Origin of the sequence: Parabacteroides vesiculifaciens, from assembly GCF_049860805.1 — a bacterium.
Taxonomy (GTDB): Bacteria; Bacteroidota; Bacteroidia; order Bacteroidales; family Tannerellaceae; genus Parabacteroides.
In genome coordinates this window covers 4,735,055-4,760,116 of sequence record NZ_CP187555.1, presented here as the reverse complement: position 1 = coordinate 4,760,116, position 25,062 = coordinate 4,735,055, and the positions used below count along the sequence as shown (strand labels likewise).

The 25,062-nt window shown below is 46.1% G+C and carries 14 protein-coding genes and 2 pseudogenes; 9 read left to right on the top strand and 7 right to left on the bottom strand.

Going from position 1 to position 25,062, the window contains the following annotated elements; all coding sequences use genetic code 11:
* Positions 1-31: 31 nt before the first annotated feature.
* The 6 genes from ACPYIV_RS19050 to ACPYIV_RS19025 all read right to left on the bottom strand — a co-directional run bounded on the left by ACPYIV_RS19050 (position 32) and on the right by ACPYIV_RS19025 (position 9,211).
* Positions 32-670, bottom strand: coding sequence for a carbohydrate-binding family 9-like protein (locus ACPYIV_RS19050; protein ID WP_293734475.1), 639 nt, complete (start codon positions 668-670; stop codon positions 32-34).
* 1 nt (position 671) lies between these two features.
* A complete protein-coding gene (locus ACPYIV_RS19045) occupies positions 672-1,331 on the bottom strand; it encodes a LysE family translocator (protein WP_293734474.1) in 660 nt (219 codons plus the stop codon).
* Positions 1,332-1,478: 147 nt separating this feature from the next.
* A complete protein-coding gene (locus tag ACPYIV_RS19040) occupies positions 1,479-3,017 on the bottom strand; it encodes a sulfatase family protein (RefSeq protein ID WP_293734473.1) in 1,539 nt (512 codons plus the stop codon).
* Positions 3,018-3,055: 38 nt separating this feature from the next.
* Positions 3,056-4,681, bottom strand: coding sequence for a RagB/SusD family nutrient uptake outer membrane protein (locus ACPYIV_RS19035; protein ID WP_301705023.1), 1,626 nt, complete (start codon positions 4,679-4,681; stop codon positions 3,056-3,058).
* A 6-nt stretch (positions 4,682-4,687) separates the two neighbouring features.
* Positions 4,688-7,999 carry a TonB-dependent receptor gene (locus ACPYIV_RS19030; protein ID WP_425884617.1) on the bottom strand — a complete coding sequence of 1,104 codons (3,312 nt, stop codon included), beginning with the start codon at positions 7,997-7,999 and terminating at the stop codon, positions 4,688-4,690.
* A gap of 219 nt (positions 8,000-8,218) precedes the next feature.
* Positions 8,219-9,211 carry a FecR family protein gene (locus ACPYIV_RS19025; RefSeq protein ID WP_293739263.1) on the bottom strand — a complete coding sequence of 331 codons (993 nt, stop codon included), beginning with the start codon at positions 9,209-9,211 and terminating at the stop codon, positions 8,219-8,221.
* 111 nt (positions 9,212-9,322) lie between these two features.
* Between ACPYIV_RS19025 and ACPYIV_RS19020 the strand changes: the two genes are divergently transcribed.
* The 6 genes and pseudogenes from ACPYIV_RS19020 to ACPYIV_RS18995 all read left to right on the top strand — a co-directional run.
* The gene (locus ACPYIV_RS19020) at positions 9,323-9,928 is read left to right on the top strand and encodes an RNA polymerase sigma-70 factor (RefSeq protein ID WP_425884615.1); all 606 of its coding nucleotides are present in this window, start codon (positions 9,323-9,325) and stop codon (positions 9,926-9,928) included.
* A 1,082-nt stretch (positions 9,929-11,010) separates the two neighbouring features.
* Positions 11,011-14,322, top strand: a complete 3,312-nt coding sequence (locus ACPYIV_RS19015; RefSeq protein ID WP_425884613.1) for a DUF6383 domain-containing protein — start codon at positions 11,011-11,013, stop codon at positions 14,320-14,322.
* Positions 14,323-14,678: 356 nt separating this feature from the next.
* A complete protein-coding gene (purL, locus tag ACPYIV_RS19010) occupies positions 14,679-18,371 on the top strand; it encodes a phosphoribosylformylglycinamidine synthase (protein ID WP_425884611.1) in 3,693 nt (1,230 codons plus the stop codon).
* Between the two features lie 89 nt (positions 18,372-18,460).
* Positions 18,461-19,063 (top strand): porin family protein, encoded by a 603-nt coding sequence (locus ACPYIV_RS19005; RefSeq protein ID WP_293739266.1) that lies wholly within the window; start codon positions 18,461-18,463, stop codon positions 19,061-19,063.
* Positions 19,064-19,255: 192 nt separating this feature from the next.
* On the top strand, positions 19,256-19,819 hold the full coding sequence (locus ACPYIV_RS19000) for an ORF6N domain-containing protein (RefSeq protein ID WP_301705381.1): 564 nt from the start codon (positions 19,256-19,258) through the stop codon (positions 19,817-19,819).
* 35 nt (positions 19,820-19,854) lie between these two features.
* Positions 19,855-20,037, top strand: a pseudogene (locus ACPYIV_RS18995) (ORF6N domain-containing protein); the annotation flags it as partial.
* Between the two features lie 68 nt (positions 20,038-20,105).
* Here the strand turns inward: ACPYIV_RS18995 and ACPYIV_RS18990 are convergent.
* Positions 20,106-21,104, bottom strand: a complete 999-nt coding sequence (locus ACPYIV_RS18990; RefSeq protein WP_290092606.1) for an IS110 family transposase — start codon at positions 21,102-21,104, stop codon at positions 20,106-20,108.
* Between the two features lie 251 nt (positions 21,105-21,355).
* On the opposite strand from ACPYIV_RS18990, the pseudogene ACPYIV_RS18985 reads away from it, so the two are divergent.
* The 3 genes and pseudogenes from ACPYIV_RS18985 to ACPYIV_RS18975 all read left to right on the top strand — a co-directional run.
* Positions 21,356-21,733 (top strand): annotated as a pseudogene (locus ACPYIV_RS18985) (ORF6N domain-containing protein); the annotation flags it as partial.
* A 45-nt stretch (positions 21,734-21,778) separates the two neighbouring features.
* On the top strand, positions 21,779-23,680 hold the full coding sequence (locus ACPYIV_RS18980) for a beta-N-acetylhexosaminidase (protein ID WP_301704490.1): 1,902 nt from the start codon (positions 21,779-21,781) through the stop codon (positions 23,678-23,680).
* Between the two features lie 84 nt (positions 23,681-23,764).
* Positions 23,765-25,060, top strand: coding sequence for a hypothetical protein (locus ACPYIV_RS18975; protein WP_293733477.1), 1,296 nt, complete (start codon positions 23,765-23,767; stop codon positions 25,058-25,060).
* The last annotated feature ends 2 nt before the right edge of the window (positions 25,061-25,062 follow it).

The following is a 25,062-nucleotide window of genomic DNA, read 5'->3' as shown; positions in this document are numbered from 1 at the left end:
AAACTCTTAACTTTCAACTCTCAACTTTCAACTATAAATAGATTTCCCCAAAGAACTCCGGACAATGGAAGTTCGGGGCAGGAAGACCGATCGGGTTCCAGCTGACGAAATGCGGAAATTCCGTATCGTCTGCACATTTATAGAAGTTGCCCATAATCTTTTCCGGCAGGTTGTCAGGATCGAGACCCATCAACCGGAAAGGAATCGCAACCACCAGTTCCCAGCTATAAACACCTAATTTTTCGGTAAAGGCAGTATGCGGTAAAGTTGAAAAACGGCGGATAGAAGCATACTCCTCCGCTGTCAGCGACTTTTTCGAATCGCGCGATTCCCGGTAGGAAGCGTCGCAAGTACCGATACAGTTAAACTCGAAATTGTAATAATTGGGATCATCCACCCGTTTCATAAAGAACTCCACGCAACTATCCTGATAGACAGGCGAACCATCCGCCTCATAAAGCGCTTTCAGAGAATTGCCTTTTACAAAATAGCGAATATACAGATTCACTTTCGATCTTGCAATATCGAAAGCCACGATAGGCTTATAGGGATATTCCTCCCAGTTAATCACGTCAATCGACTCTCGCTGGGCTTTTTCCATCAAAAAGCCTACGGACGACAGGTCCAGTACATCCAGCGTTTCCAAATAAGGGACTTTCAGTTTCTTCATTTCAATTATAGATTTGGAGTAATGGCAGATGTAAATAAGAAGTCAGCAATACGGATAAAGCTCCGATTAAAGCCAAGATAATAATGACCGATCCCACAATCCTATTCAACAACCATATACCTCGCACGTTAAACCATTTCTTCAATTTAGCAACTATATAGGTAATTCCGAACCACCAAAAGACAGCTCCCACCCCTATAAAAACAATACCTCCCAACAGCATCCAGACAGAATGTTCCGGCAGGACAAAGCCAAAGCGGGCAAATAAACCGATATATAGTAAGACTATTAATACGTTGCTAAAGGTAAGAAGAAAAGCTGTAATAAAATCCTGGGTGAAAGATAACTTTTTCTCCCGCTGTTTTTTCAGGTTCCGGACAGGATTGGATTGGAAAATATAATAGCCGAAAATACCCAATACGATACTGCCGATCAATTGCAAAGGGGCTTGATTCGCTTCCACGAAGTTCACCACGACACCCATCCCCAGGCAGGTCAGCGCAGCGTAGATCACATCCGACAGGGCAGCTCCTAATCCGGTGACAAACCCGTGCCAGCGTCCTTTGTTCAGCGTTCGTTGTATACACAGCATACCGATCGGACCCATCGGAGCGGAAACCAGTACGCCAATAACAATTCCTTTACTTATCAATCCCAGCATTATCCTTCTATTTTCTGCCTTATGATTTGCAAAGATAACGCAAACCGAGAGCAGAATAAAATGAACTTGTTCATTTTTAACTAAAAAACGCCTGCAGGAATGTTTTTTAGATTACCTACAGGCGTTTTCACACTTTATGCAAAAAGACTATTTAGCCTTTTCTTTTTCCAAAATAGCTTTTAATTTAGCAACGATTTCGGGATGTTCGGCAGCCAAATTCTTCTTTTCGCCGATATCCTGTTTCAAGTTGTAAAGCTGCTCTTCTTTACTGTTACCCAATTCGATATTGGTCAGTTTCTGGTAGGCGGCACCATTGCTCGGAGCAATATATTTCCATTCGCCGTCAGAGACGGACAGAGAACCGGCTACTTCGACTACATAGTCGCGTCCTTTCAGGTCTTTGCCTAAGAAAGCATCCAGATAGTCCTGGCTGTCAGAACCAGCTCCTGCTTCAAGAGTTTTGCCCATCAGGCTTGCCATAGAAGCATAGAGATCCACCTGTGAAACCAACGCATCGGAAACACCCGGTTTCACCTGGGCCGGCCAGCTAACGATCATCGGAATACGGGTTCCGGCTTCGAAAATACTATATTTTCCACCGCGGAACGGTCCCCAAGGCTTATGGTCGCCTAAAAGTTCAACGGCACGGTCTGCATAACCATCGTCTACGACAGGACCATTGTCACTACTCAGCACGATCAGCGTGTTTTCCGTCAGGCCCGCTTTATCCAGTGCAGCCATAATTTCGCCTACGGTCCAGTCGAATTGCAACAAAGCGTCGCCACGAGGTCCCATACCGCTTTTGCCTACAAAGCGGGGATGCGGCCAACGGGGAACATGGGCATCGTTGGTCCCGACATACAGGAAGAACGGTTCGTCCTTGTGGTTCTCGATAAACTGGACAGCTTTACAAGTAATGCTGTCCGCAATGTTCTCGTCTTCCCACAAAGCCTGTTTGCCGCCTTTCATATAACCGATACGGGAAATACCGTTTACGATCGCCATATCATGCCCGTGGTTCGGACTCGGTTTAAGTTTCGTCAGAAGTTCCGGATGGTCTTTTCCCAAGGGTTCGCCGGGGAACGGTTCCTTATAGCTGACGGCAATCGGATCGTTCGGATCGAGGTTCACGATCCGCTGGTTCTCGACGAAGACACAAGGGACACGGTCGGCGGTAGCCGCCATCAGATAGGAATAATCGAAACCGATATCCGTCGGTCCGGGAGTGATCAAGCCGTTCCAATCCTGCGTGCCGGTCTTGTCACCCAATCCCAAGTGCCACTTCCCGATCGCACCGGTCGTATAGCCGCATTCGCGGAACATATCAGCGACGGTCGGCTGTTCGGGACGGATCACCATACCGGCATCCCCGGCTGCAATACCCGTATCATTCCGTCTCCAGGCATAATGTCCGGTAAACAGGGAATAGCGCGAAGGGGTACTGGTCGCAGCTACCGCATGCGCATCGGTAAAACGGACACCCTGTGCCGCTAATTTCTCCACATTCGGCGTATGGATCGTTTTCGATCCGTTACAACTCAAGTCGCCATAACCGATATCATCGGCTATCAGGAAAATAACGTTCGGCTTCTGCTGCTGCGTTGTTTTCTCTTCCGTTTTCTGTTTGTTACCGGAACAGGAGGCCAACAAAGTGGCCCCTATCCCTAATAGAATTGTTGATTTCATGATAATAATTTATTTATATCGCTTCACATGACTGCACCTTATCGCAAGTTCGGATTGATATCCTGTTCCGATTGCGGGATCGGCCATTTATAATCCTGGTCCTGACGGAAAGCACGGCTGTTCACCCACCATCTGCCGTATTTGTCCGCTTCGCCGTCCGGTTTCACGCTTACACGTTTCGAGCCGGGGAAAGGAGCGCCGTAAATATCGCCATTTAATGCTTCATGTGCAATACCCCAACGGAGCAAATCCCAATAGCGGATACCTTCCATCGCCAGTTCGACGCGACGCTCGTTCCGCAGAATAGGACGCAGCTTCGCGGCATTCACTTCCGTGATTGCCGGCATCTGTACAGATGCACGACCTCTTACCTTATTGATGGTTTCATCCAGTAAAGCCTGCGTAATGCCTTCGCCGGCCTCGAGTTTGGCTTCCAGATAGCTGAGCAGAACTTCAGCATAACGGATAACGGGCACGTTTCCACCATAACTATTCAGGTCACCGGAATAAGTTTCGTCGAAATACTTGCGCATCATCAATCCCGTCTGTGTCGTCTGTCCGCCCATAACCTTGTCCGGGCTCTGTGAATCAGGATGGCAATCATAAAGGGAGCCCTTGAACATCGAACCATTGTAATAGATGGTATAATCCAAACGCGGGTCTCTATTTTCCCCCAGGTTATCCGGATTATATTTCGGACTGTCGTAGCTAAACGGCGTACCGTCTCTGAACTGGTAAGCCTCGAACAAACCGGCCGCAACGTTAATCAGACACCAACCGCCGTCCTTTACCGGGAAAGCATGCTGGGGCAACGCATTTCCAGCCTGATCCTGCAAATATTGTGTAGAGAAAATATTCTCGCTGCTGTTCTCATTCGACGGCAAGAAAAGGGAGGCATAATCAGGATCGATAGCATTATCCCCCAGATCGATAATCTGCTTGTAGGCTGCTGCCGCCTCGCTATATTTCTTAGCGGCCAGCAACGTACGTCCCAGGAAAGCGAGAGAAGCCTGCTTACTGGCACGTCCCGTCTCCGAAGCCTTCAACTCTTTAAAACGGGGCAGATCGGCTGCCGCTTCCGTAAATTCCTTTATAATAAACTCCGTTATTTCTTCCTTTGTATTTTTCTTTACCGTATTTGCCTCGTCTTTAGTCAGCACTTTCGTTACCAGAGGCACATCCTGGAAAAACTGTGACAGGTAAAAATACTGGGCGGCCCGGATAAAACGAGCTTCTGCCGTGAAACGGGCCACAACAGCCGGATCACTCAGATTAACAATTCCTTCCAGGAAGCGGTTACAACGGGCAATCTTGGAATACGATTTTTCCCAATACGATTTCACATAAGCATTATTCGACAACAGCGCACCGTTTGTCATCTTATGGAAATTAGAGTTCGTCCCGCGACGGTCATAAGCGTTATCCGTAGGAAACTCCATAAAGATCAAACCGCCATACGACCACCAGTCTATCGGCGTATATTCAGGAGAATTGAACAATATTTCCCCCTTGTAAATACCGGTCAAAGCCAGCTCGGCATTATCTTCACTGGTCCAGAAATCATCTTCAGCGAACTGATCCAGCGGAGTGCGGTCCAGATCACACGATACGAAAGTAGCCGTTGCTGCCAGCAAAGTGAAAATAAAATATTTGATTCGTTTCATGACTTTTTAAAATTTAAAGTTTACACCAATTGTATAAGTCGCCAAAATCGGATAATAGTTTCCGGACGTATTGATTTCCGGGTCCCATCCTGGTTTATACTTGTTCCAGCAAAGAGGATTCTCGGCCTGCACATACACACGCAGATTGCTGATCTTCGCAGCTTGCAGCATCTTTATCGGGAAAGAATAACCCAATTGGATATTTTTCAGGCGGATATAAGACGCATCCTGTGTCCAGAAATCGGAAGTTTCGATATTCGGAGTGATCGAATTGCTCAGGTCTTCCAGTCTCGGATAAGCCGGGTATCGGGTCGGGTTGGCCGGATCGAAACGTCCTTCGGCCTGCCATTTCTGGATATTACCGTCACCTCTGAATGCCCAGCCGGCAAAGCCGTCCAGCATACCGGTCACACCGGCAACGCCTTGCAAAAGAACTGACAAATCCACACCTTTATACTCCACACCCAAATTCAGACCGAACGTAAACTTCGGAATCCGGGAGCCCAAATATACACGGTCGTAGTTCGGATCGATCTTGCCGTCGGGCACACCGTCCGGTCCACTGATATCTTTGTAACGGATATCACCGGGACGGGCATTGGGAGTCACCTTGCTCTGATCGTGCCAAGCCTTGATATCGTTTTCATCCAGGAATACGCCGTCCGACACGTAGCCATAATACATATTGATCGGATAACCGACAAACAGATCGCTACCGTTTCCGACCATACCGTTCAGCTGTTCGACATTGCCGACACCCAAAGTCGTCAGCTTGTTTTTGATGATAGACAGGTTGGCATTGACATTATACGAAACGTCGCCGATCGTATTGCGGTGTCCGACTTCAAATTCCCACCCGGAGTTTTTCAACTTTCCGGTATTCATTTCCGAAATTTTCTGTCCGAGAATCGAAGAGACACTTCCGCTCGGTTTATACAGGATGTCATACGTACGGCGATTGAAATAAGAAGCGTTCACACTCAGCAGGCCGTTCCACAAAACAGCTTCCAGACCGCCATCGATCGTTTCCGTTTCTTCCCATTTGATCGTCGGGTCCACAGCTGTCGTAACGGCTGCGCCCTGTGTATAAGTGTCTCCGAAAGGATAGTTCTGTCCCAATTCGTATACAGACTGGTACGGATAGTTACCGATATTCTGGTTACCCAGACGTCCCCATGAAGCCTTCAGTTTCAGGTTGGAGATGAAGCCCAGCGATTCGTTTTCCTTGAAGAAGTTTTCTTCCGAGAGTCTCCAACCCGCTGCAACAGACGGGAAGAAACCGAACTTCTTATTTTTCGGGAAACGGGAAGAACCATCATAACGCACCGTCGATTCAAACAGGTAACGTTCGTTGAAATTATAACGGAGACGGCCGAAACCGGACTGGATGGCCCAGGCATTACCCGAACCGGTAGCCTTCTGGTTATCCGGAGAACCGGCATTGATATAAGGCAGGTCGTTGCCGGGGAATTTATCACGCGAACCCTGTATGTAGCGGTAATCCTCCTGTTCCCAGGAGTAACCTGCCAGGATGCCGAAAGAATGGCCGCCGATCTTTTTATTATATTCCGCCGTTGCCTGGAAAGTTTTATAGATCGTCTTTCCCATCTTATGTTTCAGTTCGGAAGGTCCCAACAGGCGGTCTCCGGTCAGCTTCATAGTCGAACGGTATGTACGCTCTTCACCGTTGGTATAGGTATAAGCCCCGATGGCAGACAATTGTAAATCCTTGATCGGGTTATAGTCCAAACGGACATTCGCATTCAGAGAAAATTCAGGATTTTCATAGAAAGAATCGCTCTTGATCCATCCGGAAGGCGTTCCGTGCAATTCGCGTCCCGCGCCGAAGGTTCCGTCAGACAAGACAGTCGGTGTCAGTCCGGGGAAGCGCAATGCTTTCTGAATCAGGATCAACATATTATCGGCATCATCCCCACCCGGAGCCATCGGTTCCTTGCGGTTGCCGTAAACACCGGACAGGCGGCTGGTCAGCTTCAAGCCCGGCAGGATCTCGTTGATCAGGTTGACGCGGGCATTGTAACGTTGATAATCGTTCTTTTCAACAATACCGTTCTGCTTCAGGTAGCCGAAAGACACCATATAGCGGTTCTGTGCATTCCCGCCGTTCACCGTCACATCATGTCCGGTCTGCAAGCCTTTACGCGAGAACACCTCATCCAGATAGCGGGCATTGGCATAATGATCCGGATCGCTTCCGTCCCTGAACTTCAGAATTTCTTCCTGCGTATAGGCTTCACGGCCTACCGCTTCGTTATAGAGAGTCGCATACTGCCACGTATCGGCAAATTCCGGCAACGCCGTTGGCGTATTGAAACCGACATATCCGTTGTAGCCCACCGATACTTTTCCTTCTTTACCCGTCTTGGTGGTCACCAGGATAACACCGTTGGCAGCACGTGATCCATAAATAGCAGCCGTAGAAGCATCCTTCAATACCGAGATGGATTCCACATCTTCCGAGCTGACATCGTTCAGCTTGCCGGGAATACCGTCGATCAATACCAAAGCATCCGATTTGGTAGCCGCCTTGTCGTCGTTCGAGTTGGTAAACGTTCCGACACCACGCACACGGATCTCGCCGCCGCTACTGCCCGGACGTCCCGAACGCTGGATTACGGTCACCCCCGCCATCTGTCCGGTCAAGGCGTTCGACAACTGCGGAGTCGAACGGTTTTCCAATTTCTCGCTACCGATCTGAGCGATCGAACCGATCACGTTCACCTTCTTTTCCGTACCGTAACCGACCACAACCACTTCGTCCAATGCCTGCGAATCCTCGACCAACGAGATGGAGTAGTTTGTTTTATCGCCAACAGTCAGTTCCTTTGTGATGTAGCCGATATAGGAAATCTGCAGTTTAGATCCTTTCGGAGCGTCAAGGGAGAAGTTTCCATTCATGTCGGTGATCGTTCCGTTTGTCGTACCTTTCACCACCACGTTGGCGCCGGCAATCGGGCCGAAAGCATCCGAAACGATACCCGTAATCTTGCCATCCTGCTGCATTTCGCCCAACAAAACGATCTTATTGTCTTCTATACGATAGTTATAAGAGGAAAGAATCTGGTTCAAAACCTCTTTGATATTTCCGTTTTTGACATTCAGGTTAACATGTTTCGTCATATCAACGGCAGAATTATTAAAGAAGAATACAAATTGCGTACTCGCTTCAATGGACCGGATCGCTTCTGCAAGCGTCACATCAGACAAGCTCAGATTGATTTTCGTATTCTGGGCATAGCTTTCAACAGCAGACAGTTGAAAAAAGGAAATGGCAACAAATAAAAGTATTAGCTTCATTTTCCTGAATAAATTAATGTTAAGAATGGGTATGGCTATCCCATTCGTGGACTTTTTTTTCATACATTTGAATGTTTAAAGTTTTACATTTTGCTCTCACGCTCTTACCTTTGAGAGCAGTTTGTTTAGTTTTACATCAGGCGGATGCTGGTAACATCTGCCTGATTTTTTTTGATGTTTTTCTGAATCTTAGATCATAGGCAAATTATTTATCGTTTATTATTTAGGACTGATTATTATCTTGTCTCCCTCGATCGTGTAGCGGATCGGACTGATCAAGGCCAACAATTTCAAGATTTCTTCCGGCGACTCTTTCCTGATCGTCAACGACAGGCGGTGATCGAGCCGAACCCCTTTCTTGCATTCTATATCCATATTATACCAATGCTTCATCCGGTGCAGGATGGTCGACAGCTTTTCGTTCGTGCAGACCAGTTTATCACCGATCCAGATAATATAGTCGGAAGCGTTTACTTCCGCGAGGTTGTAAGTCCCATCTTGCCTGTTGCAGGAAATCCGTTGATTCGGTTTCAAGATAATCCCTTTGTTCATGCCGGAGAGAAGAACTTCCACTTTGCCCGAAAGCAAGGTCGTTTCGATCGTCTCCTTATTCTCATAATTCTTAACGTTGAAATGAGTGCCTAACACGTTAACGACCATTCCGTTCGTCTCCACAAAGAAAGGCGCTTTTTCATCTCGTACGACTTCAAAATAGCCTTCCCCCTCCAACCGGACGAAGCGTTTGTCTGCTGAGAAATGCTCCGGATAGACCAACACACTGTTGGCATTCAGCCAGGCGATCGTCCCATCCGGCAGCGTCACGGCCCCCTTGCTCTCTTTTCCCATAATGACGCGGTTCATCACCAACTGTTCTGTTGTGGAAGAACCGAAGAAGCGCTTTTGCCCGGCAAAATAGCTACCCAACGAGCAAACCAACAATACGGCGACAGAGGCAGCAACCTTCATATAAAAGGACAGGCGACTCTGTCTCCGTGCCCTCTCTTTCGCCTCGACCCCAGCCGTAAAACGTGCAAAGGCCCGCTTCACCCATTCCGGGTCCGACACCGGGGCATCACCGCTTTCCAGCCACCGGTCCCTTATTTCGGAAAAAGCCCTCTTATTCTCCCCGTCGGCCCTCAGCCAGTCAAGAAGAAGCTCCTTCTCTTTTTCCGAAGCATTTCCTTGTAAATATTTTAGTATTATATCGTTCATCTCTGATAACATTCTTTATACCTATCACAAAACAAAAGGGAATATCCCTACCTCCGAATTGAAAAAAATTCTATTTTTGCTAAAAAAATATCCAGAGAGAGGCAGAATATCATGAAAATACCGGAAGAAAACAGCCTGAAAAAGCTACACACAAGAGCAAGCGACCTGTCGCTGTTCCGGGAGTTGTTCGACGTCTATTTCAAAATTTTAGTCACTTACGCCTACCGCTTCGTCGGCGACTGGCAGACCGCCGAAGACATCACCCAGGATATTTTCATGTCGCTTTGGGAGAAAAAAGAAAGCATTGACTTCAACGATCCGATCAAGCCCTACCTCTACCGCGCCGTCTACAACCGTTCCATCAATTACCTGAATTCCGCCCTGATGCAAAAACGCATCGAAGGTACAGATACGATCGACGAACTGATCAGCCAGGAAATCCTCAGCTACAACCAGCATGACACACTCCTGCTGAAAGAGATCACCAACGAGATCAACCGGTTTGTCGAAACCCTTCCGCCCCAATGCCGGAAAGTCTACAAACTGAGCCGCGAAAAGAACCTGCGGAACAAAGAAATAGCCGCCCAACTGAAAATCAGTGAAAAGGCGGTGGAAAAACATATCTCCAAAGCACTGAGCGAGATACGCAACCACCTGGTACGCCTCGACATCCTGTCCATGCTGGCCTGCCTGATCGGCAATTCCTCCTGCCATTAGTTTTTGACATTTTGCATTGTTTTGGTGTATATTCAGGGCAAACGCATCAAAAATTTCATTTATTGGCACATTATCCAATTGGCTCATTATTTCCTCAAAACGAACCTTATTGTCATTCCTGGCTTATTGTACAGTTCTCCCAAATACCCGTTGGTCCAAATCGAAACAGTAGTGCATGAAATTCGGTTTTCTACCCCATCTATTTCAAATTACACTTGCGGGTAATATTTTTTAAGAAACCCATAATAATATAAAACACTGAGTAATAAATAGATACAAATATTCGCTTTTTAGAGAAGGTTCTTGTATGATTTAACATTTCAAAAAGACAGGTTCGCTTCTTGCCAAAACCGAGCGAAGAAAACAGGCTCACCCGATATTTATAGAGAGTGGCCCGAAATCGGCGTCCACCCGTTTAGGCGTACTGATCGTCCGCGATGAAGACCTGTTTGCCGATTTGAAGATATCGTTACGCTTTGACAGGCGACGATAATGCTTGACCACATGAATGAACCGGGAAACTGGAGTATAAAAATAAGTAAACGAAAGCACAAATGTTTAACAAAAAAAGACATGAGGATTTATGTCGCTCGAAAAACGTCCAGAAATAGCCTTTTCATTAATTTGAACCGAAAAACTTAATTTGTTGATATATAGAGAAATATATAAGAATCAGACAGTTTAAAAAATGTTATTTTTTAAATGCCAAAAACAGGGAAATGCGTTTGTAAATTATTGATGTATAAGATATTATGAAGGCGGGAGAAATGACTAACGAAAACGTACGTTTAAATTCGTCATATTTTCGCTACAAAAATAGGCATTCCTTTTAAACCTCCAACTATTTCTTGCAAGAAATTTTCTATTTCTATGTCCTTTCTTATCAACATGATAGCATAACGAGTACAAAAATCGCCCTTCTTGATACGAAGTACAAAGGTCGCGAAAAAAAATGACTAAAAAAAACGTACGTTTTAGCTCGTCATTATACAGGAATTAAGAAAAACGGCTGAAAGACAGCTGTTTCAAAGAATGACATTATAGATTCAATATACATTATTATTAATTAAACATTTTAGATTATGAACAAAAGATTTTCTACTCTTTTGGCTGCCGTATTGGTAGCCGGTGGTGTCTCGGCTTCGGCACAAACAAAGGCGGTAGATGCAGATGACATCTTGGCCAATGCGAAGTCTGGGGATTACGTTACTCTTAATGATGGGGACAATGATTTTCTTCGTGTCGTGTTAAACAGTGATGACGAAAAAACAAATGCTCTTACAACTTATCCTGGGATGAAAAGCCTTGATGGGGCTACTATCAAGAACGCCTTTTCGGCAATGTGGGAAGTTTCGATTATTGAACCTACAAGTGCGGCTGGTATTCCTACTTACAAATTTGTAAACAAATTAACACAGCAATCTTTGGCAGTTGATTTGGTTACAAACGGAAAAAACGGGGTTTCTACTACAGAAGTGGAATTGGATGAGTATGGAAACGATGAGTGGGCGTTCAACTCTGCATTGGGTTTGTATGCAGTGAAGGGTGACTCAACTTTTTATATTAAAAAAAATGGTCGTATAGCAGTCCTTGCTGCTGTTGAAGGTGGTGTAAGAGAGGCTATCGAAGCTGCTAGTACAGACGCATTTGTTATCACTCCGACTTCTATTACAGATAAACCATCTGTAGATTTGACTCCTGCAAACTTTAACCTGTTGGCAGGTGCTACCGGAAAATTGTATTTTGCAAATGGAAAAGATGTGAAGAATCCGAGCACGGATCCTGAAAATATTTTGACGGCGTATGCTTGGGAAGCACGTTCTGCAACGAATGTGGATTCTTTGACTAATAAGAAATTCTATTTGCTGCGTAAAGGTCAGGTCTCAAAGACTGGTAATCCTTATATGTTGATGACAGACACATTGTATTATGGTATTACTGAGACTGATGCTCAAAGATTGAACAAACTTGTTGTAGATACATTGCATAGCAAACCTAAGTGGAACGCTTCTGGAGCAAATACATTAGGTGGACAAAAGGGGTATTGGGTGAATCGCGGAACTGCTGATAAACCTGAATGGGATGTTCATCGTCCGTCTGCTGCTGCTGTTTTTACAGGTAAGTATTATTTTGCAGAAGACTCTTTGGTATTGAATGCTGCTTATCAAGCTCTTGTTACTGGATCTGCTACTCCTGTTCATGGACAAGAAAGAATAAGTGCAACAGCATATGCAAGCGGTTTGGGTCAGTTGGCTTTGAAAGTATTGGATGGGAACAAGATCGTTTTGACTCCTGCTGTTGTTGCACTTAGCGATGAAACTACAGCAAAAAACAACGACTATATTCTTCCTTTGATTCAGACAAAGATGGATGATCCTGAAGACGGTCGCGTAACTGTTAGCGATAACCTTTATAAGATCAAGAATGTAGAAAACGGTAAATATTTTGCTGTTGCTATCAACTATGCAGACTCTGTGGCAAGATGGACAGAAGTAGATGAAGACTTCCAGTCTTTGGATCATATGCCGGCTTATCAGTGGGTAGTATTGCAGAATAGAAAAGGTCAGAAAACATCTAAGGTTACGATTACAAACCGTGAATATCCGAAGAACACTCAGTCTATCCAGTTGATGGAAGATGAAGATGGAAAGATGTATTTCAACAACGGTACTGATGACATTTATGTAGCATTCGAAGAAGTTGCAGCTGCTGCCAAATCTGACACGTTGTTAGGTTACAGAAACTTCGACAAAGATTCTTTGAAGGTTGTTACTTATACATTCAATCACTTCAGCCCGTATGACGCTTCTCACTTTATCGGCGTGATGGCTGACGATGATTCTACTCTGACAGTAAAAGATTACGAAAGTTCATTCCGATTGGTTCAGCCTGTGAAGGATGGTAAAGCTGTAGATGCTGTTCAGTATGGTTATAAAGTAACCAAAGATGTCGCTGAAAGAATCCCGGGCTTGAAGAATTTGTATCGTAATACTTATAAAGCTGTTGTTCGCGACGGTTCTGCCAACAATGGAAAGAGCATCTTCCGTAACGAAGATGGTAAGTTTGCTGTAGACGAAACTGCTGCTGCAATGGATTTCTATTTCAAAGAAAACAACTGTGATAATGGTAAACATTACTATGCACTGATCGCTTTGTCAAACGATACGACGAAAGCAGGTGTTGCTGAAAATACGAAGAAAGCTGTATTGAAAGCTGAAGAAATGGCTAACATTAATACTTCTGTATTTGCAATCGAAATGTTCGACGCTCCTTTGTATCGTCGTTTCAATACTGAACTGGAAGGTGTAAAAGACGGTAAGGATATCGCTCTGAATCTGAACTTCAAAGAATTCTATCGTGGTGAATACCTGATGGATGAAAACAATGAAAACTTCCAGGATGAAGTTGTTGATTACCTGGGTATTTGGACAAAAGACAAAGCAACAGGCTTGTCATTCCATGTTGACACAGCTTGGGTGAACCGTGGTTTAGGTTATATTAAACCGCAGTACCTGATTTCTGTTGATCGTAAAGTTGTTGATGCTATCGCTGCTGAACCTTGTCATTTGGATCACGAACATTTGAATGGTATCACAGAATGGACTTGTCCTCACGCAACGCAGGCTAAAGCAGGTTATACTGTTGCTAAGTTCTTGGTTAACTTCCAGGATTCTGCTAAAGCAGAAAAAGCTCGTGGTGTGAAAGACGCTAAGAATCCGTATTTGTTCGGTAAATATTACCGTGCTGGTTTCGAAAAAGCAATGCACATTGGTGATAGCCTGATCTTCTTGGTTAACGGATTCGAAAATATGGATGTGAATAAGTTGGATACAGCTGAAATTGTTAAGGCTTATACGGCTGCTAAAATCAATAAGACTTACATCAAGGATTTGGCTGCTATCAACGATAATCACCAGACTTACACTTGGTCATTCCGTTATATCAAACCGGAAGATGCTGCAACTGCAACAGAAGAAAAAGAAGTTCCGTTCTTGATCGAATCAATGGCTAAAGAAGCCATCCAGCCGACAACAGCTGCTTGGTTAAAGAGCCAGGATGGTTGCTTGGTATTGTCTGAAGAAGGTGAATCTACATTCGCAAATGCTAAGACAGGTGGTGACAACGCTCTTATCTTCAATATCGAAATGGGTTCTGAAGGTGATATGGCTACAGATAACGAAACAATCGCTACATCTGAAGTAATAGTAATCGCTGGTAACGGAAACGTTCAGATCACTGGTGCTCAGGGCAAGAAAGTTGTTATCTCTAACATCTTAGGCCAGACGGTTGCTAACACAGTTATCGCTTCCGACAACGCTGTTATCGCCGCTCCTCAGGGTGTAGTCGTAGTAGCTGTTGAAGGCGAAGAAGCTGTTAAAGCTATCATTAAGTAAAGAAAAATTTATAATCAAATAATTCTAACCGGATTGTGCGGTATAGAGCCAAGTATCCCGTGAGGGGGAACAAGCATTCCGGATTTAATATTAATAATACTAAAGTAATGAAATTAAAAGTTCGACTGCTTTTCCCTCTGTGAAGACCGGATAGCAGGTACAAAAACAAGCCCCGAAGGTGAAAGCCATCTTCGGGGCTTCGTTTTTATCGATAAAGTTCCTTGCAGAGACAAATTTATTTTCTTCAACAGATTTAGGGGAAATTCGGTTAGTAAGCACTATCTTTGCACTCTGTAAGCGAGGGGTATCCTTTATTATCCCCCGTATGAACGGAATACCATTAATAAATCGACGATATGATTCTATTCTTTCAATCTCCAACAAAGACGGTGTTAGCTGTGGAGGCTGCACACGCTTTCTCACCTGAAGATGTAGAAAAATTAGTTTGGGCTTTTAGCGAGGCAAAACCTCTCCAGACTGAAACATTGGAAGGCTGGTATGTTGGTCCACGCCGGGAAATGATCACCCCGTGGAGTACGAATGCCGTGGAAATCACCCAGAACATGGGGCTCACCGGTATCTCACGCATCGAGGAATACTTCCCCGTTTCCTCAGGCGAAGCAGAACATGACCCGATGTTGCAGCGTATCTACAACGGTCTGAACCAGGACATCTTCACGATCAGCAAACAACCGGACCCGATTGTTTATATCGAGGATATCGAAGCCTACAACAAACAGGAAGGACTGGCATTGAGCGATGAAGAAGTATCTTACCTCAACGAAGTAAGCCAGAAGCTGGAACGCCGGCTGACCGACAGCGAAGTGTACGGTTTTGCACAGGTAAACTCGGAACACTGCCGTCACAAAATCTTCGGCGGTACATTTATTATCGACGGAGAAGAGAAAGAAAGTTCTCTCTTTAATCTGATTAAGAAAACATCGGCGGAAAACCCGAACAAGCTGGTTTCCGCCTATAAAGATAATGTGGCTTTCAACGAAGGCCCGGTGATCGAACAGTTTGCTCCGGCAAGCGGCGACAAACCTGACTTCTACGAAGTAAAGGAATTCAAATCGGTTATCTCGTTGAAAGCTGAAACCCACAACTTCCCGACGACCGTCGAACCGTTCAACGGTGCGGCTACCGGATCGGGAGGCGAAATCCGCGACCGCCTGGGCGGTGGTAAGGCTTCTCTGCCGATCGCCGGTACAGCTGTCTACATGACTGCTTATCCGCGTACGGAAGGTGCACGCGAATGGGAAAAGATTCTCGATCCGCGCCCCTGGTTGTACCAGACTCCGGAACAAATCCTGATCAAGGCCTCCAACGGTGCATCCGATTTCGGTAACAAGTTCGGACAGCCGCTGATCTGCGGTTCGGTCCTGACCTTCGAACACGAAGAGAACAATAAGAAATATGCTTACGACAAAGTAATCATGCTGGCCGGCGGTGTCGGTTATGCCAATATGCGCGACGCGCTGAAGGGCGATCCCGCACCGGGCGAAAAAGTTGTCCTGCTGGGTGGTGATAACTACCGTATCGGCATGGGCGGCGGCGCTGTTTCTTCCGTAAACACGGGCCAGTACACCAGCGGTATCGAGCTGAACGCCGTACAGCGTGCTAACCCGGAAATGCAGAAACGTGTTTCCAACGTGATCCGTGCGATTGCCGAATCGGACAACAACCCGGTGATCTCCATCCACGACCACGGCGCAGGCGGCCACCTGAACTGCCTTTCCGAATTGGTGGAAGCAACCGGCGGACATATCGACATGAGCCAGCTGCCTGTCGGCGACCCGACACTTTCCGCAAAGGAAATCGTGGGTAACGAAAGCCAGGAACGTATGGGCTTGCTGATGAAGGAGGAAGATGTGGCACGCGTACGCCGCATTGCCGACCGCGAACGCTCCCCGATGTATGTGGTGGGTGAAACGACCAACGATATGAAGTTCGTCTTCGAACAGGCCGACGGTGTGAAGCCGATCGATATCAAGTTGGAATATATGTTCGGTAAACCGCCGAGAACGATCATGAAGGATCATACGATAGAAGAGACATACGCTCCGGTCGTTTACAAAGAATCCGAACTGCATCATTACCTCGAGAACGTGCTCCAATTGGAAGCCGTTGCATGTAAGGATTGGTTGACCAACAAGGTGGACCGTTCGGTGACGGGCAAGATCGCACGCCAGCAGTGCCAGGGCGAATTGCAGTTGCCGTTGAGCGACCTGGGTGCAGTAGCTTTGGATTATCGTGGAAAAGCGGGTATCGCTACGTCTATCGGTCATGCCCCGCAGGTGGCGCTGATCGACCCGGCTGCAGGTTCCGTTATGGCAATTGCCGAATCATTGACAAATATCGTCTTTGCGCCGTTGGCTGACAAGTTGTCCGGCGTATCACTGAGTGCCAACTGGATGTGGCCGTGCCGCAACGAAGGCGAAGACGCTCGTCTGTACACGGCTGTTCAGGCTGCTTCCGACTTCGCTTGCTCACTGGGTATCAATATCCCGACGGGTAAGGACTCTTTGTCCATGACGCAGAAGTATGGCGACGACAAGGTGATTGCTCCGGGCACGGTTATTATCTCCGCCGGCGCCGAAGTTAGCGACATCCGCAAGATTGTTTCTCCGGTATTGGCTCACGAAAAGAATTCTCACCTTTATTATATAGACTTCTCGTTCGACACGATGAAGCTGGGTGGCTCCGCTTTCGCACAGGTATTGAACAAGCTCGGCAACGAAGTGCCGACCGTGAAGGACCCGGAATATTTCCAGGATGCGTTCAACGCCGTACAGGATGCAATCGAAAAGGGCCTGATCCTGGCCGGACACGATATCTCTGCCGGCGGTATGATCACAACGCTGCTGGAAATGTGTTTCGCAAACGTGGAAGGTGGTCTGGATGTAAACCTCGACAAATTGGCTGAACAGGACATTATCAAGATTCTGTTCTCCGAAAATCCGGGTATCATCGTACAGGTAAAGGACAAGAAAGCATTCGAGAAACTGATGGAAGATGCGGGTGTAGGTTTTGCCGTTATCGCCAAGCCGACCAGCGAACGCCATTTGTTGGTTTCCAAAGACGGCATCCAGTACCACTTCGGCATCGACTATATGCGTGACGTATGGTACGAATCTTCTTATAAACTGGATATCAAGCAGAGCGGTAGCGTATGCGCAGGCAACCGTTTCGAGAACTACAAGATGCAGCCGCTGGAATTCAAATATCCGAAGAACTTCACCGGTAAGCTGTCTTCTTACGGCCTGACTGCCGACCGCAAAGGAAAAAGCGGAATCCGTGCTGCCGTTATCCGTGAAAAAGGTTGCCAGTGCGAACGTGAAACATCATACGCTTTGTATCTGGCAGGTTTCGATGTGAAAGATGTTCACATGACTGACCTGGCTTCCGGACGCGAGACTTTGGAAGATGTAAACATGATCGTATTCTGCGGCGGTTTCTCCAACTCCGACGTTTTGGGCTCTGCCAAAGGATGGGCCGGCGGTTTCTTATACAACGAGAAAGCCAAGAAGGCACTGGACAACTTCTATGCACGTCCCGACACGTTAAGTTTGGGTATCTGCAACGGTTGCCAGTTGATGGCCGAGTTGGGTGTTGTTTATCCGGAACATGAAAAGAAGCACAAGATGCTGCACAACGATTCGCACAAGCTCGAATCCAATTTCATCTCGGTCGAGATACCGAAGAACCATTCTGTTATGTTCGGTTCGATGAGCGGCTTGAAGTTAGGTATCTGGATTACTCACGGTGAAGGTAAGTTCTCTTTCCCGTATGAAGAAAAAGAATACCATATCGCACTTAAGTACAACTACGAAGGCTATCCAGCCAACCCGAACGGCTCGCCCTGGTCGGTTGCCGGTGTCTGCTCGCATGACGGGCGCCACATGGCTATGATGCCACACCTGGAACGTGCGTTGTTCCCGTGGCAATGCGGTTACTATCCTGAAGATCGCCGCGACAGTGACGAAGTTACTCCTTGGATAGAAGGTTTCGTTAACGCACGGAAGTGGATAGAAGAGAACAAGAAATAATATTCTGATAGAAAGTTGCGTTATATTAATAGCGCAACTTTTTTTATTTAAAGAAGGTTTATCTATTACTCATTAAAATATTATCGATTATGAAAAAGATTGCTTTATTGCTGTTGATGTTCGTGACGTTTCAGGTCAGTGCACAGGATTTCCATTTCTTACCGAAGATCGGATTGAACCTCGCTAATATGACCAATACCGACGGGAGTATGAAACCGGGGTTGAACGTCGGGGTTGCAGCCGAGTTTCCGATCAATCCGCAATTTTCCGTCGAACCGGGAATCTATTATTCCATGCAAGGGACTAAAGGTTCGGATGGCGGAGCTACTGCAAAAATCAAAAACGACTACCTGAACATTCCGATTTATGCAAAAGCGTATATGTATAAAGGTCTTTATGCTTTCGCCGGTCCACAGTTCGGTTTCCTGGTAGGTTCCAAAATCTCCGCATCCGAAGGTAAGTTCAGCGGGTCTGTCAAGGCTAAAGAGATGTTCAATAAGGTGGATGTTGCTTTAGGTATCGGCCTCGGCTACCAGTTTGAATCCGGCTTATTGTTTTCCATGAACTACAATATCGGGCTCACCAATACATTATCCGATAACAAAATGAGCGTAGGCGGTTCCACATTAGACTGGGGAGGCGAGAAATCCCGCAATGGCGTGCTCCAGATCAATGTAGGTTGGCGCTTCTGATATAGTTGCTTACCGGAGTGAAATCCGACAGGCATCCATCTGGAAACGGATAGGCATCGAAGAATGTTCGAATGCCTGTCCGTTTTTATTTTCATGCCCGAAATAACAATTAAGTTCTCTTATTCTCTATTTCTTTCGTATTAATCTCTATCTTCGCAAACGAATATAAACCTTTACTAAAATTTACGACAGATGGAGGAATTACAAGTTATCCAAAGTAAAATCTATGAGATCAGAAGCATGAAAGTCATGTTAGATCGTGATTTAGCAGAAATGTATGGAGTTCAGACTAAAGTTCTAAATCAAGCAGTCAAACGGAATTCCACCCGTTTCCCTGAAGACTTTATGTTCCAATTAACTGATGAAGAAACCCAAAATTGGAAGTCACAAATTGTGACCTCCAATGCCATTAAGATGGGAGTTAGGAGGAATCCATTCGCTTTCACGGAACATGGCGTTGTCATGCTTGCAAGTGTACTAAGAAGCGAGATTGCAGTACAAACCAGCATTTTAATCACCCGCGCTTTCGTCGCTATCCGGAAACTTGTATCCACCCCGCCAGCAGACAGGGTAACCGAACTCCAACAGGAAGTAAAAGAACTCAAAGAATATATCGAAGAGGCCTTCGCCGATTACAACGACATCAACGAAGATACACGCATACAGTTGGAGCTGATAAACCAAACGCTTGCCGAGTTGCAAAGTAAAAAATCAATCAGTGATAAACCGCGTCCCCGGATTGGCTTTGTGAAATAAATCAGAAAACCTTACTAAAAACAGATATAAGAGATATGGAAGAATTAGAAATTATCCAGAACAAGATTTATGAAATTAGGGGGTACAAGGTCATGCTGGACTTTGATCTGGCTGAAATGTACCAGGTAGAAACCAAACGATTGAAAGAAGCAGTCAGGCGGAACATGGAACGTTTTGAAGGAGACGATTTTATGTTTGAACTCAACAAAGAAGAACTCATTGTAATCTATGTTCCCAACCAAATAAACGGAAAGATTTTAAAACAAATTAAGAATATTGCAAAAATCTAAGCCGTTTGGTCGAAAGTTTGGTTCCTGACCAATGCACAGATTCGATGTATCAGTTTGTTTCTAATATTGTTTATAACTAAATTATGATGCTTCCCCTCTTCTCTTTTGCGCCTGTAATATTCTCTTAATATTGGATCATGTATGGCAGCGGTTCGTGCCGCTTGGGTGAGTAGCGTGTTTAGTTTTTTATTGGCAAATCCACTTGTCTTGGCATTGCTTTTGACACTGGAGCCGGAGGTTCGTTGGAACGGTACCACTCCCGCATAGCAGGCCAGCTTGCGCGGATCGTCAAAACAGGTGAAGTTTTCGGTATAAACGATCAAAGCAAGGGCGTTGACAAAAGCCACGCCTTTGATGGATGTAATACGCTCATAATTGTTTTTGATCTCCTCTTCACTGTTGATCAGATCCATTATTTCCTTTTCCACATCTTTTATTTCACGGTTCAAGTTATCCACTTGTGTCAGGCTATGTTGATATATGTAATCTGTTGCGTGATTCCCTTTTAGGACCGAATGGAGTTCTTTGGCATGTACCAATGCTTCATTTTTCATTTTCACCAATAAATCACGGAATGTGAAAAATGAGTGCAGCGCCCGGATGGTTTCCGTATTGGGGGTATAGACCTTGGCCATATCCTCGAAACGGCAAGCGTATTGTGCGATCAGCAATGAATCCAATTTATCGTTTTTCCCGCGTTGCATGCCGCTGCTGTGTTTGATCCTGTAAGGATGTTCCAGCCACAGTGTATAACCCTCGTGCGCGAGAGTGTTACTCAAACAAACGCTGTAAAGTCCCGTGTTCTCACCGCAAAAGAGCATCTGATCTTTGCCTGTCTGCGGATAGCTATCACAAAGCCATGCCAACAGACTCTCATGTCCGGCAACATCATTACTGAACTCACGGTGGACACCTGAAGATATGTTTTCTTTCTCTATCACACTTACATCTACTTTTTTCTTGGAGAAATCAATCCCGATAAATAATTTATTCATACCTTTATATTGTTTTTGGATTAACCGAAAGCAGGAATGGGCTACTACTCTAAATGATATCCTATTATATATCAATAATCTATTTAGTCTTTGCCTGCTTGACTAACGGAAGTCTGTTACAATAACTAGTCTTTAAAGACTATCGTTTTCCATTAGTGTACTTCCGTTAGTCGGTTAATTTAGTTTCTTCATACAACAAAGATATAAATTAACCTCAGCTTCTTGCTTTACGCAAACTTAGAGCGTTTTCAAGGTCGCAATTTGCGACCTTGAAGAAAGGAAGAGGCTATAATTTTAAATATGCTCCTTTTGCTTTCACTGAATTTGGAGTTGCCATGCTAAGTGGTGTGCTTAATTCTAAATTAGCAATTGAAACCAACCGAAGTATCATTCGTGCTTTTGTTGCTATGAGACAACTTATAGTAAGCCCACCCATAGACAAATTTACCCTACTCCAACAGGAAGTAAAAGAACTCAAAGAATATATCGAAGAGGCTTTCACCGATTACAACGACATCAACGAAGATACACGCATACAGTTGGAGCTGATAAACCAAACGCTTGCCGAGTTGCAAAGTAAAAAGGCCTCGAACGATAAACCCCGACCAAGGATTGGCTTTGTGAAATAGAATCTCTATCTTCGCATCTTAAACAATAAACAAGTACACTGCTTCATGAAAAAGTTGCTATTTATCTTCGCTACAGCAAGTCTTATATTGGGATTTAGCTCTTGTTCCCACAAAAACATTCCGAATCACGCCCTTGCATTGATCCCTGAACCCCAAGAAATGACGGTCGGAACAGATCACTTCAAACTGACTCGCCGGGCAGCTATCACTCTCGACGCTTCCAATCCTCAATTAATAGGAATCGCACGTTACTTCAATAATAAGGTCGCACCCGCAACAGGCTTTCAAGTTCCGGTTGAGAAACACGGCAACATTGAGTTTAAGCTGACCGATAGTGCTGATCTCGGAACAGAAGGATATCGCTTGCAGGTAAAACACGGTGATATCGTCATCACCGCCAACCAACCGGCCGGAATCTTCTACGGAGTACAGACTTTACTGCAGATGCTTCCCCCCGAAATAAAAAGCAACCGGGAACAAAAAGATATCGACTGGACGATTCCATGCGCCGACATCACCGACAAACCGCAGTTCGCCTGGCGAGGACTTATGCTTGACGTCAGCCGCCACTGGTTCACAAAAGAAGAAGTGAAGAAATACATCGACGAACTGGCAGAATACAAAATGAATGTCTTCCACTGGCATCTGACCGACGATCAGGGCTGGCGTCTGGAAATAAAATCTCTGCCACGCCTGACGGAAGTTGGCGCCTGGCGTGCTCCGCGTGTCGGGCAATGGTGGCAGCGCGAACCGCAACAACCGGGAGAGGAAGCGAGTTACGGAGGTTTCTACACACAGGAGGACGTGAAAGAAGTGCTTGCCTACGCAGCAGAACGCTACGTACGCGTCATTCCTGAAATAGATGTGCCGGGACATAGCCTGGCTGCACTCGTTGCCTATCCCGATCTGGCTTGTATGAAAGCACCTGCGGCTGTCGGTGTCGGCAACAAGTTCTACGGAGAAGATGAAAATACGCTTTGTGTAGGTAAAGACATCACTTTCGAGTTCATGGACAAAGTCTTGACGGAAGTGGCAGCCCTTTTCCCCGACGAATATGTCCATATCGGAGGCGACGAATGTTTCAAAGGGTTCTGGCACAAATGCCCGCGTTGCCAGGCCCGTATGAAAGCAGAAAACCTGAAGAACGAAAACGAACTGCAAAGCTACTTTATCCACCGTATGGAAAGCATACTGAAAGAAAAAGGGAAAAAGCTGATCGGCTGGGACGAGATTATCGACGGCGGACTGGCTCCCGATGCTACCGTTATGAGCTGGCGCGGGATGGAAGGCGGAATCAAATCGGCAAAAGCCGGTCATCACGTAATTATGACACCGGCCGAACATTGCTATATCGACCTCTGGCAAGGCGAGCCGTCTGTCGAACCGGACACCTACTCCATGTGCCGCCTGAAAGATTCCTACAGTTTCAACCCTGTCCCCGACAGTGTGCCGGCCGAGATGATATTAGGAGGACAAGGTAATCTCTGGGCTGAATCCGTCCCCACTTTCCACCATGCCGAATACATGACCTGGCCGCGCGGATGGGCACTTGCCGAAGTCTTGTGGACCGGACCGTCCAAGACGGATTGGGATAAGTTCTGGCCGCGTGTCGAACAACATTTCGTACGGGCAGACCGGGCACAGGTCAACTATGCACGCAGCATGTACAATGCAATCATCACTCCCTACTATACCGAAGACGGAGCTTTGGAGATCAGACTGGACAGTGAACCGGGCAACCTCGATATTTACTATACATTCGATAATACGGATCCCGATAGCTTCACTCCGAAATATAAAGCGCCGCTCCGTATTCCGAAAAATGCAACCTGGCTGCGTATCGTGACCTACCGGAACAATCAACCGATAGGCAAAGTTATAACATTAACAATCAAGGAACTTGAAAAGCGGGCTGAGAACACCCGCCATGTCATCGGTAACTTGTAACACAAATGTAACACATATGTCGTAAATGCGAAACAGCATTCTTGTTCCTTTGCAAACGAAATTATAGAGTCCAAAAAGTTAGGAATGAAATCAGGAAAGATTATTGCGCTTGGTCTGTTGGCGCTGCTTCCGTTTGCGATGAAGGCACAGGAAGCCCAGGAAATAGAAAAGCTGAATGCTCGTGTCGATTCGCTTTCGCAGGAGACGACGACTCTGGATAAAATTGTCCGTAAACTCAGCAAGTTCAAAGTATCCGCTTATATCCAGGGACAATTCCAATATGGCCAGGAAGACGCCACCTTGAAAGTAGGCGACAAGAACGAACATGAAGACAAAGGTTTCAACCGTTTCGGTATTCGCCGCGGACGGTTGAAATTCGAATATAACGATGGTATCGGAACCGGCGCCGTACAGATCGAGGCCAACGACAAAGGTGTCAGCTTCCGTGACCTTTACATCGGCATAAAAGATCCCTGGACTAAACGCAGCCAGTTGATGGCGGGTGTTTTCAACCGTCCTTTCGGCCACGAAATCGGCTACTCGACCAGTGGACTGGAATCACCCGAGCGTGCTACCATTATCCAATACTTCTTCCCGGACGAACGCGATCTGGGTGCCATGCTGACACTCCGCGCCAAAGAGACAAGCCCGATCGGTTTTCTCCGCCTCGATGCCGGACTGTTCGCCGGTAACAGCATCAACCGCGAAACCGACAGCCGCAAAGACTTCATCGGCCGCTTAGGAGCCGAAAAGAAAATAGGCAACTGGGGAAAGTGGGGATTAGGAGCCTCCTACTACAATGGCGGCGTCTACAACCCGACCACCACGGCCTACGAACTTCAGGGCAAAAAATTCATAGCAGTCGACAAAGGAGAAACCGGCACATATATGAAACGCGAGTACATCGGCATAGACGCTCAGTTCTCCTTCCAAAACAGCTGGGGAACGACAACCCTGCGCGGTGAGGGATTGTTAGGTACACAACCGGGCATCGCCACCAGCAGCAAAAGCCCCAACACTGGAACACGTCCGGCAAACGAACCGGAAAACTCCCTGTTCAAACGTCCTTTTATCGGCTATTTTTTCTATCTGGTCCATGACATCGGAACCACACCATTCTCCGCCGTCCTGAAATATGACGCTTATGATCCGAACACCAAATTGAAAGGGAATGAAATCGGCGTTGAAAATAGCCTGACTTCCAAGACAGACCTCGCCCAAAGTACCTTCGGCATCGGCGCTTTGTACCGTTTCAACAAGCATATCCGCGTGCAAGCCTATTACGAATTCAACTTCAACGAAAAGAGCGACTTCGTAAAGGGATATGAAAAGGACAGGAAAGACGACGTGTTCACCTTGCGCCTGCAATACAAGTTTTAATA